Raw genomic sequence first — 14,791 nt, 5'->3', positions numbered from 1 at the left:
TGTGAGTATCACCGCCTACCGAAAACTTCATGTAGCGTGACCCGAAACTGTCCAACAAAATGTCCGCGTCCCCTTTTGACCCTTAACCCAGGGTGGCGACGCCACCAGACCCCTCCGCTTAGCTTTGGGGTTACTAGTATCCACGCACTACAGCTTGGAACTTCCGAGGACCGGCCCGCAGTTTTAGGCGCGCAGCAAAGCGGTGAATGCGTTCCTGATGGTGCGATAAACCTGCAGTTCACGGGTGGCACACCCGCTTGTGCAGTTCCGTGAAAATAGTTTGACTAGCCTCTGCTGCCCCTAAGCGGTCAGGACTCCCAAGGGGATCACGTGCACTCCGCTAGGAAGCGTGTATGCATATTCCGTTGCTGTGATGATGGCTAGGTATGCAGGCGACCCGATCTTGTTGGTGTCGACACGTTCGTCACGGAGTTTGATGAGGTTCGCTTCGGCTTGTGGGATCTGCGATGCTCCGAGTTTGACTTCGCAGGCGCCCCACTTGCCGTCTTCGGGGTATTCGATGATGGCGTCAACTTCAAGGGCCGTGTTGTCACGGTAGTGATAGACGCGCCCGTGCTGGAGAGCGGATGCTGCGCGCAGGTCTCGAATGACCATGGACTCAAAGATCTGGCCGAAGAACTCCGGGTCGTTCGCGAGGCGGTCAACACCGATACCCAAGGCGGCGCAGGCCAGGCTGGGGTCAGCGAGATGGAGCTTCGGCGAGGTGCGCAGTCGTGATTTAGATCGGAGCGCGACGCTCCAAGGTTGCAACCCGTCGAGGATGAATATCCGGGTAAGCGCTTGGAGGTACGTGGAGACCGTTTTCGGGTCGACTGTTGTGGCATCCGAAGACACGTCTGCAGCGAGTGTTTTCAATGTTGCTTCGCCAGAAATATTCCGAGCGATGGATGCCAAGGTCCGGCGAATGTTTAGTTGGTTGTGGCGTGTGCCAACGTTTTCTGGCACTTCCACGTCGAAAATGTTGTCCAGGTATGAGCGGTTAAACATGACCGCCTGCTGAGTGCTCGCCCCGAGCAGCCCTGGCCATCCGCCACGAACGGCCTGCTCGGCCATGTCCTTATATGTGAGCTTGGAAGCTCCACTTACACTAACGCCCGGTTCTAGCGATGCGAGGCTTACCTGGCTTGTCGACGCCCCACTCTCCGCGAGTGACATTGGCCGCATTCGTAATCTTGCAAAGCGTCCCGCGCCGGAGTGACGCGTGGTGTCGTCGGCCGGTGCCGCTGACCCCGAAAGGATGAACTCTCCGCGTCCTTGACGGTCGTCGATCTCGTGGCGGATGGTGTTCCATAGGGAAGGCGCGAGCTGCCACTCATCAATGAGACGAGGGGTTGGACCGTTGAGTAAGGCTGCGGGGTTCAATTCGGCTAGCGTGATCAGCTCGGGGGACCGGTCGAGGCGTACAGAACTTGCAGCCTTTTGGAGCGCGGTAGAGGTTTTCCCGCATGCGCGCGGCCCCTCAAGGAGGACGCCTCCCATGAACTGGAGGGAGTCTTCCAATACTTGATCTGCAAAGCGTGAAAAGTACTGCATATGGGCACTATACCCGCTTTTGCAACGGTTCCATGCCCGACTTTGCAACATTTCTATACCGGCTTTTGCAAGTTCGCCCAAACACGGTCTTGGGAATTCCTAGTGGTGTTCGAAATGTGTCCTAGATTGGCACGCCCTCCCTAGTGGCGCGGATGTCTTCGTCACTAGGCGGTGCGGACGTGCTTTTGCGGGAGTGGCTGTTCTCAACCGTAGGGAAGGGGGTGAGGTGAAAGCCTAATGCTGAATCCGGTCACCAACCGGACATCCGGCACGCATAATGCCCGGAGCTCTAGCTCCGCAACTTGCTGATCAGCGCTACCACGCCAGACACTCCCGCCGTCAGGCCTCCGAACACCACGCCGATCTCCACAATGCGGTCCTGATTTCTCAGACGCGCCGTCTCGACAGGGCAAAAGGCGAAGTGCTTGGGGTCTCCCACCAGTGGGCTGATTTCTTTGCGGAAGTCCGCCCGCTTCGGCTTTTCCGGCCTTATTATGACCGCATGGTTAGGGCAACGAAAGTTCTTCTCGATGGGTACGGCGTCCCCGAGTCACTGCGTTGGCACCAGGGGGCCCTCTATTTCGTGGACATGGCAACCGGAACTCTTCACCGCTGGACTAAACCCGGTGGGGAAGAGGTCTTGGGCGAAATCCCCGGTCGCGCCGGCGGCCTGGGCTTTCTGCCCAACGGTGACATGCTCATCGTCTCCATGGACCAGCACGTTATCTGGCGGCGCAGCACCAGTGGCGAGCTGACACAACACGCAGACATCAGTGAATACTGCGGCGGCCACGCCAACGACATGATGGTCACACCCGATGGATACGCCTACGTGGGCAACTTCGGTTTTGATTACCACGCCTTCCACCGGGAGAACGCGAACTCCCACCTGTACAAGCCACCGGGACCACCTGCGACGCGGGTGGTGTGCATCGCCCCTGACGGCACGGTTGCGGGAACCGGCCCGGACATGCTGTTCCCCAACGGCACGGTGCAGTTGCCCGGCGGCACCGTCGTCGTCGCCGAGACCCTGCGGCTGCAGCTGACCGAGTGCGACATCGATGAGGCCGGCGTATTGACCAACCCCCGGCCGTACGCCAAGCTCATGCCCGATTTCTTGTGGCAGCAGCTCAACTCCGGTTCACCGCTGGGCACCATCGTCCGCACGGCAGCCGGCGTGCTGGAAAACCCCCGCATCGCCAACGCACTACCCATCTCCCTGGCCCCCGATGGGATTGCGCTGGATAGTGACGGGCAGTCGATCTGGATTGCCAATGCCACGCGCGCAGAGGTCGTGCTCGTGAAGCCCGGCGGTCACATCGTCGAGCGCATCCGCACCGGAAACAAGACCCTCGATGTGGAGCTCGGCGGCGATAACGGCCGCACGTTGTTCTGCGCCACCACGATCAACGACGACCCCACGATCGGTGGCCCCGCGCGCAAAGGCTGCATCGAATTCATCGACCTGGAGGTGTAAGCATGAGCGTCGTACTGATCACCGGCGCCGGCCGCGGCATTGGAGCCGCAACCGCCCACGCAGCAGCTGAAGCTGGCTACGACGTCGCCGTCACCGACATCAACGGCGACGCCGCTCGCACCGTCGCTGAAGAACTACCTGGAAACATTCGCGCCATCGGTGTGGAACACGACGTCCGCGATGAAGAAGCGTGGGGCGCCGTCTTCCGGGACGTGGAACGGGAGCTCGGGCCGGTGGACATCCTGGTGAACAACGCCGGGATGATCCACACCGGCTGGGCACGGGACCTCACGGGTGACCAGCACCGGCAGATGGTGGACGTGAATTTCCTCGGCCCCATGTACGGCACGCTCGAGGCCATGCGGTACATGAAAGACCGCGGCGGGCATGTCGTGACCGTGTGCTCCATGACCAGCTTCCTTCCCCTGCCCGGGTACTCCTCCTATGGCGCGACGAAGCATGCGCTGCGCGCGTTCATTAACACCGTGGCCATCGAGGAGCGCGCGAGCCGCGTGGCATTCACCCTGGTGCACCCGCCTGGGGTGCGGACTGAGATGCTGGAACAGGAAAAGCGTGATCCCTCGGCGGTGGCGGCTTTCGCGGAGAAGTCCGTGGGACCGGAAGTGATCGCCGAGACCATCGTCCGGTCGTTTAAGAAGCGGCCACTGTTCGGTAGGCCAGCAGAGATCGTGTTTCCCGCGGTCGGCGGGCGTTTCCAGCGCTGGGTGGGGGCACAGGCCGGCCTCATGCGCCTGGCGATGCCATTTGTTCTCGCCAGCGGGCGGCGGGCGCTGCGGAAAGGGTGAGGGAGTTTGGACCCCAGGTCGGAAGGCCTGGGGTTCTTTCGCGCTCGTGAGGTTTCGTCGTCGGATAAGGGGAGGATGAGGACGGGGACGTGGCACCGTAGCGCCGTGATCAGGGAATTATCAGGGCATTTGGATACGCGCAGGTGAGAGGTCTGCACTGGTGGGAACAGGGTCGTTGAAAAGCAAAAATTCCCGGGATTCGCTTGACGGGCGGGGGTGCGTGGTCGGTAGGTTGGCGGACTCGTAACCACATCGTTACCAAAAGACGAAGGAGCGAATACTTTATGCGCAAGTCCGTCAAGACCAACCTGACCCGCCTCGCAATGGCAGCCGGCGTGATCGCAGCACCGGCACTGGTTGCACCGACGGCAAACGCAGCAACTGTCGGCCAGTGGGATCAGGTCGCAGCATGCGAGTCCGGCGGCGATTGGCACATCAACACTGGCAACGGCTACTACGGTGGCCTGCAGTTCTCCGCCCAGACCTGGGCGGGCTTCGGTGGCACCCAGTACGCACCGACCGCTGACCAGGCTACGAAGGAGCAGCAGATCGAGATCGCCGAGAAGGTTCTGGCTGGCCAGGGCGCTGGCGCATGGCCGAACTGCGGTGGCCCGGTCGCCTAAGCGCTTCCGCAGATCTCGCGGGGATCTGCCCCGCGCATCCGGTAATACCAGTCCGGCAGTAACGCCCCGGCCACATTTTTGGCCGGGGTGTTGCTGTATCCGCCGGATGGTGCGTTAAGGGCAAGGTTCAACCCCTCCCGTGAGCGGCATCACAGCCCAGAAAAACAAAGAAATTTCTGCGGCCTGACCTGCGAATTCGCTGGTAACGTGAAATTAAATTTCGCGTTGACTTTTAAAATCTTTTCCAAACCGTTATTATCGTTTTTGCCGGGTTGATGTCTGCCCAACCGCATATCCTCCAACCCCCCCTGATGAGGATGGTTGGGATGTGACTCCCCGGAAGTAAAGCCATCGAGCATCCCCCCCCGCTCGATGGTTTTGCGCTTTCTACCCCAATTTTTCCGGCCAGCGGTGAGCCACGCCCACAGCGCCATCTAGCATGGATGGCACAAGAGTTAAGAGAACTTTCGGCACCACCCTTAAGCCAGGAAGTGAAAGATTGTCCGCTGCACTGATCACCGCCCACGTCCTTGCCATCCTCGTTGGCATCACCATTGGGCTCTTCGGCGGTGGCGGGGCAATCCTCATGGTGCCCATCCTCAGCTATATCGCGGGCTGGCCCACCCAGGAATCCATCACTGGCTCCCTGTTCATCGTCGGGCTCACCAGCCTGTTCTCCACGTTCCTGCACGCCCGACCCACTAAGGAACAGCGGGACCGGGGACATAAGAAGGGCAACGTCCGGTGGGGGACGGGCGTCGTCTTCGGTGGGCTGGCGATGCTGGGCGCCTTCGCGGGCGGGCAACTGACCGCCTTGCTGCCCGGCATCGTCGTCATGACGATCTTCGCCATCGTGATGATCGCCTCGGGCATCGGCATGGTCCGCGGCAGGAAACCGTCCGCACCAGCAGCGCCGAGCGCCACGGACGGGAAAGCGACCCCGAGCAGCGCAGGAACCGCAGCGACCCTGCCGCTGAGCCAGGCGCAGAAAGTGAAGATCGTCCTCGCAGCCCTCGGCATCGGCGTGATCTCCGGGCTGGTCGGAGCGGGCGGCGGCTTCCTCGTCGTCCCGGCCCTGGCACTCCTCGTGGGCTTCACCATGCCCGCCGCGGTCGGTACCTCGTTGCTGGTCGTGGCGATGCAGTCGGCCTCGGGGTTCTTCTCCCACATCCTCCACGTGGACGTCGACTGGCAGGCCCTCGGCAGCCTCACCGGGCTCGCGATGGCCGGCACGATCCTTGGCACGCTGCTGGGCTCCCATATCCCGGCAGCGAAGCTGAAACGCGCATTCGGGGTCTTTGTGCTGCTGATGGCGGCGGTCGTGCTCGCGCAGGAGTACCTGCTCGCCTAGGCGCACGCCTCCTGGTTGAGGCGGTTTAAGCGTTGACTAAGCTGCTTGGGGCTGCCGGCAGGCGCTGGTGAGAACCAGCCACCGGCCACCAACCCCCGAGACGAGCGAAGGAGAGCCACGCGAGATGACCGAACCCACCGGCGCACCCACAGGGCGTGCACAGCGCGCCGCCCGCCCCAGCATGTTGATCGCCCTGCTGGGGATCTTCTTTGTCGGGCTGAATCTGCGCCCGGCGATCATTTCCGTGGCCTTCGTGATCCCCGATATCCGTAGTGATCTCGCGCTCGGCGCCACCGCGGCGGGTCTGCTGACGACGGTTCCGCTGCTCGCGTTCGTCCTTCTTTCCATGCGCGCCCCAGGGTGGGGACGTCGGTTCGGGCTGGCCCGCACGATCTTTGCGGCCCTCGTGATCCTGATGGTGGGGTTCGCGATCCGCCTGGTGCCTAGCGCCACTGCGCTTTTCATCGGCATGGCCGTGGTGGGCGTAGCGATCACGATCGGCAATGTGCTGCTGCCGGCGTTTATTAAGGCGCGCTACCCGGATAAGGGCGGCATCCTTATGGGCGTGTACACCGTGAGCCTGTACGCGGGTCCGGCGCTGGCCAGCGGGTTGACGCTGCCGATCGCCCGGGCCACGGGGTCCTGGCGGATCGCGCTGCTGAGCTGGGGGATCCTCGCGGTGATTGCGTTGCCGCTGTGGCTGCCGCAGGTTGGTCGCGTGAAGCTGCGGCCGGGCACCCCGGCGGCGACGGTGCAGCTCACGGAAAATGGCGGGGCGTCCGGCGCTGCGGAGGGTGCCAGCGCAGGGGAGGAGCCTGTCGACACCTCCGCCGCGACGTCCAGCGCAGCATCCAGTGCGAAGGCGGCCCCACCGGCGATCGCGATGAGCAGCATGCTGCGCTCCCCGCTGGCGTGGGCGGTGAGCGTGTACTTCGCGGTGCTCTCTGTGCTCTTCTACACGGTCAACGCGTGGCTGCCGACGATGTTCCTGGAGCAGGGCCGCGGGGAGAACGCGGGCGGCGAGATGCTCACCGTCGTGAACCTCGTGGCCATCCCGTGCGCCCTGGCGGTGAGCATCTTCGTGCACCGCACCCGCAGCCAGGTGTGGGCGACCTCCATCGGCTCCCTGGGTTTGGGCGTGGGCCTGGCGGGAATGTACTTCGCGCCCGCCCACTTGGGCATGGCTTTCGCGGTGCTCTTCGGTATTGGGCACGGCACTGCCACGGGTATCGCGTTCTCCTTGGCGATGCTGCGCACCCGCACGGTGGCGGGTACGGCGGGGCTCGGCGCGCTCAGCCAGACCGCGGGCTATACCTGCTCCGCGATCGGCCCGGTCGGCGCGGGCGCGCTGCACGACGTGCTCTCCGGTGGGGGAGCGGCCCAGCCGTGGTCCGTCGTCATGGCTGGCCTGGTGGCCCTGGTGGTGCTGCAGTTCCTCGCCGGCCTGTGGGCAGGCCGCGACCGCTACCTGGAGGACGCGCTCAACAACTAGCGCGCCGGGCAGCTGGCGCGCCGAGCTAGCTTTCCTTCGGCCCGAGCTCTTCCTCCAGTACCTCCTGCACGACCTTCATCGCGCTCAGTGCCGCCGGTGCCCCGCAGTACCCAGCGGTGTGCAGCACGGCTTCGGTGATCTCCTCGCGGGTCAGCCCGTTGCGCAGGCCGCCGCGGACGTGCCCGCGCAGTTCACCGGTGGCCCGTAGTGCGACGAGCATGCCAATATTCAGCAGGCTGCGATCCCGCTTCTCCAGGCCGGGCCGGTTCCAGATGGAGCCCCAGACGGTCGCGGAGATGTGCTTCTGCAGCTCTTCGCCGTCCTTACCCGCGTTGCGTTCCAGCGCGGCGTCCACGAAATCATCGCCCATGACCGCGCGGCGCATCTCGATGCCGGCCTCGTAGGCGGTGTCCATTGCCTCCGCTAGGGACTCGTTCCTCTTCGTCTCTTCCGTCATACTCTCGCCTTTCGTGTGGTGTTGTGGTTGTGGTGCTGTGTTTTTAGCGACGCCGCCCGCCTCAAGCAGGCGCTAACGCCAGCTTAGAACCCGGTGCAGACACGCCCCGCGCAACGGTGTGGCGATCGCCTCGGCGTGCTTGGTGATCACATGTGTGATCGTGTCCTGCTCGTTGGTGGCGGGTCAGTCCATCTGCAGCACGGTGCGCAGCTCTGCGAACAGTTCCGGGCGGACCTGGTGGGTGACCGTCCGGCCTACTCGCACCTTCTCTAGCAGGCCGACTTCGGTCAATCGTTTGAGATGGTGAGACACAGTCGGCTGACTCAATCCAGACCTCTTTGTTAGCTCCCCGACACTGACCGGGCCGCATCCCTCGGCCGCCAACCTCGACAGCAGCCGCAGGCGGGCAGGGTCGGCCAACACCTTGAACAAGGTGGCATAACGCTCAGCCTGTTGCTCGGTCAGGGGGCCAGAACCGAGTGAGCAACAGGAGGCAAGATCAGTGAGTGGAAGGATCTGCGGGAGGGTCATAATTGCCATCCTATATTGACGGTCATCTATATGAAGATTATTTTTAGTATCGATAACCATCAATATGTAAAAGGGGTCTTATGACTGTTTCCCATCGCCCGCACATGTCCTTTTTGGATCGCTTCCTGCCGGTGTGGATCCTTCTGGCCATGGCTGTTGGCCTACTCCTGGGCCGGACGTTCCCCGGCATTAGTGACGCTCTGGGCGCCCTGGAGGTCGGCGGAATATCCCTGCCGATCGCCCTTGGCTTGCTCGTGATGATGTACCCGCCGTTGGCGAAAGTCCGTTACGACAAGACCCGGGAGATCGTCGCCGATAAACGCCTGATGGGCGTTTCCCTCGTCCTTAATTGGCTGGTTGGCCCGGCTTTCATGTTTACGCTGGCCTGGATCTTCCTGCCTGATCAGCCGGAGTTGCGCACGGGGCTGATCATTGTCGGCCTGGCTCGGTGCATCGCGATGGTGCTCGTCTGGTCGGACCTGTCGTGTGGTGACCGGGAGGCCACGGCCGTGCTGGTGGCCATCAACTCGGTGTTCCAGGTGATTATGTTCAGCGTGCTTGGTTGGTTCTACCTCCAGATCCTGCCTTCTTGGCTGGGGCTGGCGACTACCTCGGCGGAGTTTTCCTTCTGGTCCATCGCCACCTCCGTGCTCGTCTTCCTCGGCATCCCGTTGTTGGCCGGAGTGCTCTCTCGACTCATCGGTGAGAAGACCAAGGGGCGTGCCTGGTACGAGGACACCTTCTTGCCTGCAATCTCCCCGCTGGCGTTGCTCGGCCTGCTGTATACCATCGTTCTGCTGTTTTCCCTCCAAGGCGAGCAAATCACATCCCAACCGTGGACCGTGGCTCGTCTAGCGGTGCCACTGCTGATCTACTTCGTGGGCATGTTCGCCCTCGCGCTGGTGGTCACGAAGATGTCGGGGATGAACTACGCGCAGTCGGCGTCGGTCTCGTTCACGGCCGCAGGAAATAACTTCGAGCTGGCCATCGCCGTGGCCGTCGGTACCTTCGGGGCGAACTCCGCACAGGCGCTGGCCGGCACCATCGGGCCGCTGATCGAGGTCCCGGTGCTCGTTGGCCTGGTCTACGTCATGCTGTGGTTGGGGCCGAAACTCTTCCCCCAGGATCCGACCCTGCCCGAATCCCACACATCGTCTTCACAGACTGCTGCATCCGAGAAGGAGAATGCCATCTCATGAGTACCCGTCCGAGAGTCCTGTTTGTCTGCGTAGGCAACGGCGGCAAGTCCCAGATGGCCGCAGCCCTGGCCGCTCAGCATGCTGGCGATCGGGTCGAGATCCGGTCTGCCGGCACCCAGCCTGGCCGCAAGCTCAACGCCGAATCTGTCGAGGCTATCAGTGAGGTCGGGGCCGACATGTCCGGCGGAACCCCGAAGGGGATCGACCCGCAGCTACTGCGGGAGGTCGACCGCACCGTCATTCTCGGTGAGGATGCCCAGTTGGAGCTACCTGAGGATGCCCACGGCACGTGCGAGCGGTGGGTGATCGACGAGCCGTCCCAGCGGGGCATCGAGGGGATCGAGCGAATGCGCCTGGTCCGCGATGAGATCGACGCTCGGGTACGCAGGCTTCTCGATGAGTTGCTCGAGAATTAACTTCCCACCTCATAGTGGTTGCGGTGCTGTGGTTTTTTTAATGACGTCGCCCGGCCTTGAGCAGGCGCTAGCCCCAGCTTAGAACCCGGTGCAGACACGCCCCGGACGGGCGCAGGACATCGTGCGGGCCAGCGCCGGGAGAGTGTGTCGTTGGTGCAGGACTGTTCGAATAGGCGGCCCGTGTCTGGTGCGTTGTCTATGGTGAGAGCGTGACTTCTCCAACTGCACTTCGCCTGGACCGGGCGACCATGCGCCAGAACCTCGACCGCTTCAAGCTGTGATGGCGGGAACGCCTCGACGGCTGGGGCAACGACGACGAGGGCGGACTTGAGCGCAAGTACGCGCAGAGCTACTGGACCGAGCTTTTCGAATGCTTCGGCGTGACCGCCTCCCGCATGGACCTGTTCGAGCAGGACGCCAGGCGGGCGAGCACCGGCAAGGCCGGCTATATTGACCTGTTTTGGCCGGGTGTGGTGATCGGGGAAGCGAAGAAGCCGGGGGTTGATCTTCAGGTCGCTGTGGACCAGGCACGCGACTACCTCCTCGGTGGCACGATTACGCCTTCAGAGCAGCCCCGTTACATCCTCGCCAGTGACTTCGAACGCCTCCGTTTGGTGCGGCTCGGCTCGGCAGAGCAGCGCTTCGACATTGAGTTCCCGCTCGCGGAGGTCACCGGGCACGTCGATGAGCTGAAGTTCCTCGCTGGTTACGAGGACACCCTCACGCGGGAGGAGCAGCAGGAGGCCTCGATCCAGGCATCACGCCTGATGGCCGACCTGTTCACCGCAATGGTCGGCGACGAGGTCGACGAGGAAGTCGGCGATGAGGCCCCGACCAACCCTGAGGACGAAGACGCCGCCGTCCAGGTGACGTCGATGTATCTGACCCGTCTGCTGTTCCTGCTGTTCGCCGAGGACTCCGGGGTCATCGAGCAGGATCTCTTCTATCGCTTCGTTCTGGAGCACACCACCAGCGAGAACTTGGGAAGCCAGCTTGGTGCGTTGTTTGAGGTGCTGAATACCCCGGAGGCTCAGCGCCGCCGGGTGCCGGATTCCATGGCGCGTTTTCCGTACATCAACGGGGCGATCTTCGCGGAGACGATGCCCACGCAGTTCTTCACCCCCGAGATGCGCGATGCGCTGCTGAATGCGTGCCGGTTCCGTTGGACGAACATCAGCCCTGCCTTGTTTGGGTCGATGTTCCAACTGGTGAAGTCCAAGGAGGCCCGCCGGGATGACGGTGAGCACTACACCAGCGAGAAGAACATTCTAAAGACCATTGGCCCGCTGTTTTTGGACGAGCTGCGCGCTGAGGCGGACCGGCTGATCGCAGCAAAGTCCACGCCAGTGGCGAAGTTGCGGGCATTCCGCGACAGCTTGGCCGACATGGTGTTCTGTGAAACTTTCATAGCACGAGGGATACAAACGCGCGCGAACTGCGATTTAGCTGCCTGACTGGTTCAACTAGCGAGGAGGCTATTCACGTGCTGTTGTCATTGCCCTCTCATGGGGACGGCTTCGATCTTGCCCGCCAGAATAGCGAGCCAGACAAAACACAAAACGGAAAAGGCTCTCCAGGGGTAACCGCCCATGACAATCGCTCGAGAAATCTTGCGCTTTAAGGGCAGCCACCTAATCTCTGAGCGGTTATATTCTTGTAAACACAAGTACGGCAAACCGTTTTCATCACAAGGGAAGCCCTATCATGGCGAGTGCGCTCACAGGACCAATCGCGGCCTTCAACGAGAGCCTTACATCCATTTTCTTCCAATTCATCGAGGAAAGTGTCTGGAATGTGGGCTCCTGGTCGGGGCCGCTCATTGACGGATTTGTGGCCCCAAAGATCACCCCCTGACAAGTCAATGCCACCTTCGGGGATCCCGAAGCAACCGGTTGCGGGAGCCTGTGGACGCGGACGCCGTCTTGGAGTGCGAGGACCTCCACGGCGACCTGCGCACCGCCCCGGCCGCCGAGATCTCGCAGTATGACGTCGAGATGATGGAGGACACCGCCATCCGCGGTCACTAGACACCATGAACTACGAGTTCCACGATTTCGAGACGCTCGTCGAGATTCCGGGCGAGGGGCAGGTCCGCCTCATCCTCTCCGATGACCTCGATGCGGCTTACGTTCCCCTGTCACCGGAGATGACGGCGCGCATCGCTGAGGCTCTCGAAGAGGCACCGGAGTGGTTGGCGGTAGCACGGGAGCGGATCCGGGAGGAATTTCCGGACGGTGAGGTACCTGAGCTGACCAGCGTGTGCGTGCTGTCCGAACCCCTGGAACGCTGGCGCTTCGGGGTGTCCTTCTGGCTGGCGGAGGATCGTGAGCACGGTCGGGGCCTGCAGTTCGCCGCCACCGAGACCGAGGGTTACACCGTCGTGGAGTACGGGGGCGCCGAGGTGGCCTTCTACTGATCCCCGCACACCGCTTCGTGCTCGACTTGCCCGGGGTGTTCGAGCTGGATCGTCGAGTGCTCGATGTGCAGTTCCCGCGGCGCCTGCTGCGCCGCCCCGAGAATTCCGCACTCCTCTGCCGGCACACGCTCCTGATCGACGACGGGGTAGGTGTCAGCATCGTCAAGAAAAACCATGGGGGCCAGAATCCCACAAAAATCCCACAAGAGATATGACAGCCACGACAATGGTGGCCCTCATGGCACTAACGACGTGGACCTGACCAGCGCAAACACAAAACCCCAGCAGGCAGCCAGCCGACCCAACGCAACCGGACGCCACCGACAACGCTGACGGCACCGATAACGCAAGCACCCCATCGGACGCTGGTGGAACCGACAACGCAAGCACCCCATCGGACGCTGGGGGAGCGCTGGCGCGCACGGGTGCAGAGGTTGTGCCTGCCGCGCTTGCGGCTGTGACTGTTGTGGCGGGCATGGCGTTGTTGTTGGTGATGCGCCGCCGACGTGCCTAAGGCGTCTTGAGGTGAGCCTCGTCGTTCCCTTTCTTGCGAGGGGAGGCGCTCGTGGATGTGGTTTTCATTTTCGCGAGGAAGCCGCGCAGCGTGATGAGTACGCCGTAGATGACGGAATACAGAACCAGGCGGTAGAGGAACGTGAGGAAGTCGTTGATGTCGCGGAGCTCGTTGCCCTCTGCATCCACGATGATGTTGTCGCGGGTGACGGCTGTTTCGCCTTGGGTGGGGTGCTCGATGATGACGCTAGCGGAGAGGTATTCGCCCTCGTTGAGGAACAGTGCCTCAAACGGCGCGTTGTAGATCGGGTTGCCAGGGACGTCCGCGATCGCGCTGACGATGGCCCCGACTATGAACAGGAGGGTACCGAACACGGTCCACCCCTTGCTTGGGAGGAGCAGTATGAGGAAGATCCCGAGGAGAATCCCTGATGCGACCCACGGCACTTCCGACATCACTACGACCAGGAGCATGAACAGTTGCATCCCTAGGGAGAACAGCCCGAAGATCAGGAGTAATCCGAGGACGACGAAGATAATTCGGATCTGAGGCGGGACCTTCTTGAGAAGCCTGCGAGCCATCGGAGTTTTCGAAGTATTCGGTGCTTCTGGTGAGGTTGTCACAGCGACGTCCTTTATCTTCGGTGCAGTTCCACCGCTTTCGCTGGTGGAGCTGCAGGAACCTGACGCTAAGGTTAAGGAAGTATCTTTTGAAATCACGTTAGCCGCCCATGGTGAACTGGTCAGCGACCGTCGGTGAACGGCAGGTGAACCCGGTTGCAGAACCAGGGGTAGTGGTGGGTTGGTTAGACACCGAAGCGGTGAGCCGCAGTCTGAGAAGTAGACTCCCAAGAATGGTTGCCACTCCCGTGAAGGAATTTGAGGACACTCTGTGGAAGGCTGCGGACAAGCTGCGCGGCTCCATGGATGATTCCCAGTACAAGGACATCGTCTTGGGCCTTGTCTTCCTCAAGTATGTGACTGATGCTTTTGATGACGCCCGCCGCCTAGAGCTTGAAGCCGAAATGCAGGCGGAGGGCGCCTCTGCTGAGGGCAAGCGGGGAGGGGAGTTCTACACTCCTCGTTCTTTGGTGCGCACCCTCGTGGAGATTCTGGAACCGACCGAGGGGCGCGTGTACGACCCGGCCTGCGGCTCGGGAAACTTCCTCATCGTGGCTTATCGCGAGCTGCGCAAGATCGAGACGGACGTGATCGTCGCCATCCGTGAGCGCGAGGGCACGACGGATCTTGCACTCGATATCTCGTGGGAGCAGAAGCTATCCATCGGGCAGTTCTATGGCATTGAGTTGAACTGGTGGCCGGCCCGTATTGCGGAGACCGCGATGTTCCTGGTTGACCATCAGGCCAACCGGGAGCTGGCTGACCGGGTGGGGCTGGCCCCTGATCGTCTGCCGATTTCGATTACAGCGCACATTGAGCACGCGAATGCGCTGGCTGTGGACTGGTTGGAGATCCTGCCCGAGACTTCCGGGATGACCTATATCTTCGGCAACCCGCCGTTTATTGGTGCCCGTATGAAGAACAAGGAGCAAAAGGCTGACCTCGCGCGGGTATGGGGCACCACGAAGGGTGTCAACGACATGGACTACGTCACCGGGTGGCACGCACAGTCACGCACACTCCTTGCTAAACGCCAGGGTGAGTTCGCGTTTGTCGCCACGAACTCGATCACTCAAGGTCAGCCCGTGCCCGCGCTTTTCGGCCCGCTGACTCAAGACGGCTGGCGGATCAAGTTCGCGCACCGCACCTTCGCTTGGGACTCCGAAGCCCCGGGTAAGGCGGCCGTGCACTGCGTGATCGTTGGCTTCACCAAGAACCGCGCCGTTAAGCAGCGGCTGTGGGACTACCCTGAAATCCACGGGGGGTGTCCCTATGTTTTTGTCAAGTGCCAGACCGATGTTGACGAGCGCAGTCTTGGGAGTAGTTTCTTAGGCG

Annotated in this window: 16 protein-coding genes and 1 pseudogene; 12 read left to right on the top strand and 5 right to left on the bottom strand. The window is 62.1% G+C overall.

All coding sequences use genetic code 11. The features are described 5' to 3' along the window. Positions 1-300: 300 nt before the first annotated feature. The gene (locus QP997_RS09950) at positions 301-1,500 is read right to left on the bottom strand and encodes an ATP-binding protein (protein ID WP_502870454.1); all 1,200 of its coding nucleotides are present in this window, start codon (positions 1,498-1,500) and stop codon (positions 301-303) included. A gap of 331 nt (positions 1,501-1,831) precedes the next feature. Here QP997_RS09950 and QP997_RS09425 point away from each other — a divergent pair, with 331 nt between their 5' ends. The 5 genes from QP997_RS09425 to QP997_RS09405 all read left to right on the top strand — a co-directional run bounded on the left by QP997_RS09425 (position 1,832) and on the right by QP997_RS09405 (position 7,303). After that, positions 1,832-3,031: an SMP-30/gluconolactonase/LRE family protein gene (locus QP997_RS09425; RefSeq protein ID WP_350309553.1), complete on the top strand. Its 1,200-nt coding sequence runs from the start codon at positions 1,832-1,834 to the stop codon at positions 3,029-3,031. Positions 3,032-3,033: 2 nt separating this feature from the next. Then, a complete protein-coding gene (locus QP997_RS09420; protein ID WP_015381062.1) occupies positions 3,034-3,837 on the top strand; it encodes an SDR family NAD(P)-dependent oxidoreductase in 804 nt (267 codons plus the stop codon). A 284-nt stretch (positions 3,838-4,121) separates the two neighbouring features. Beyond that, positions 4,122-4,460, top strand: coding sequence for a transglycosylase family protein (locus QP997_RS09415; protein WP_015381063.1), 339 nt, complete (start codon positions 4,122-4,124; stop codon positions 4,458-4,460). A gap of 499 nt (positions 4,461-4,959) precedes the next feature. After that, entirely contained in the window at positions 4,960-5,811 is an 852-nt protein-coding gene (locus QP997_RS09410; RefSeq protein ID WP_284846976.1) for a sulfite exporter TauE/SafE family protein, read from the top strand. A 124-nt stretch (positions 5,812-5,935) separates the two neighbouring features. Continuing rightward, positions 5,936-7,303 (top strand): MFS transporter, encoded by a 1,368-nt coding sequence (locus tag QP997_RS09405; RefSeq protein ID WP_284846975.1) that lies wholly within the window; start codon positions 5,936-5,938, stop codon positions 7,301-7,303. Between the two features lie 25 nt (positions 7,304-7,328). Here QP997_RS09405 and QP997_RS09400 read toward each other — a convergent pair whose 3' ends face one another. Together QP997_RS09400 and QP997_RS09395 are read right to left on the bottom strand one after the other, a co-directional pair. After that, a complete protein-coding gene (locus QP997_RS09400) occupies positions 7,329-7,760 on the bottom strand; it encodes a carboxymuconolactone decarboxylase family protein (RefSeq protein ID WP_246821132.1) in 432 nt (143 codons plus the stop codon). Between the two features lie 183 nt (positions 7,761-7,943). Continuing rightward, complete coding sequence (locus tag QP997_RS09395) at positions 7,944-8,291, bottom strand: ArsR/SmtB family transcription factor (RefSeq protein ID WP_284846974.1); 348 nt, start codon at positions 8,289-8,291, stop codon at positions 7,944-7,946. A gap of 80 nt (positions 8,292-8,371) precedes the next feature. Between QP997_RS09395 and arsB the strand changes: the two genes are divergently transcribed. The 6 genes and pseudogenes from arsB to QP997_RS09370 all read left to right on the top strand — a co-directional run bounded on the left by arsB (position 8,372) and on the right by QP997_RS09370 (position 12,322). Further along, positions 8,372-9,490 carry an ACR3 family arsenite efflux transporter gene (arsB, locus tag QP997_RS09390; protein WP_284846973.1) on the top strand — a complete coding sequence of 373 codons (1,119 nt, stop codon included), beginning with the start codon at positions 8,372-8,374 and terminating at the stop codon, positions 9,488-9,490. Then, complete coding sequence (locus tag QP997_RS09385) at positions 9,487-9,906, top strand: arsenate-mycothiol transferase ArsC (protein WP_284846972.1); 420 nt, start codon at positions 9,487-9,489, stop codon at positions 9,904-9,906. Before arsB ends, QP997_RS09385 begins: the two co-directional genes overlap by 4 nt. A 323-nt stretch (positions 9,907-10,229) precedes the next feature. Next, a pseudogene (locus tag QP997_RS09910) lies at positions 10,230-10,688 on the top strand (type IIL restriction-modification enzyme MmeI); the annotation flags it as partial. Next, the gene (locus QP997_RS09905) at positions 10,674-11,360 is read left to right on the top strand and encodes a type IIL restriction-modification enzyme MmeI (RefSeq protein ID WP_350309554.1); all 687 of its coding nucleotides are present in this window, start codon (positions 10,674-10,676) and stop codon (positions 11,358-11,360) included. The pseudogene QP997_RS09910 and the gene QP997_RS09905, both read left to right, overlap by 15 nt. A gap of 438 nt (positions 11,361-11,798) precedes the next feature. After that, the gene (locus QP997_RS09375) at positions 11,799-11,933 is read left to right on the top strand and encodes a hypothetical protein (protein WP_284846970.1); all 135 of its coding nucleotides are present in this window, start codon (positions 11,799-11,801) and stop codon (positions 11,931-11,933) included. A 5-nt stretch (positions 11,934-11,938) separates the two neighbouring features. Further along, complete coding sequence (locus QP997_RS09370; RefSeq protein ID WP_284846969.1) at positions 11,939-12,322, top strand: hypothetical protein; 384 nt, start codon at positions 11,939-11,941, stop codon at positions 12,320-12,322. Here QP997_RS09370 and QP997_RS09365 read toward each other — a convergent pair. Both QP997_RS09365 and QP997_RS09360 read right to left on the bottom strand, forming a co-directional pair. Further along, positions 12,316-12,498, bottom strand: coding sequence for a hypothetical protein (locus tag QP997_RS09365; RefSeq protein ID WP_284846968.1), 183 nt, complete (start codon positions 12,496-12,498; stop codon positions 12,316-12,318). The two genes, QP997_RS09370 and QP997_RS09365, sit on opposite strands and share 7 nt — an antisense overlap. Before the next feature lie 334 nt (positions 12,499-12,832). Further along, on the bottom strand, positions 12,833-13,417 hold the full coding sequence (locus QP997_RS09360) for a hypothetical protein (protein WP_284846967.1): 585 nt from the start codon (positions 13,415-13,417) through the stop codon (positions 12,833-12,835). A gap of 272 nt (positions 13,418-13,689) precedes the next feature. Between QP997_RS09360 and QP997_RS09355 the strand changes: the two genes are divergently transcribed. Further along, on the top strand, positions 13,690-14,791 hold a 1,102-nt coding region (locus QP997_RS09355), incomplete at its 3' end, for a DNA methyltransferase (RefSeq protein ID WP_284846966.1).

Source organism: Corynebacterium sp. MSK039 (genome assembly GCF_030232315.1).
In the GTDB taxonomy this organism is placed as follows: domain Bacteria; phylum Actinomycetota; class Actinomycetes; order Mycobacteriales; family Mycobacteriaceae; genus Corynebacterium.
The sequence above is the reverse complement of the archived record's forward strand: the minus strand, read 5'-3'. Positions and strand labels throughout refer to the sequence as shown.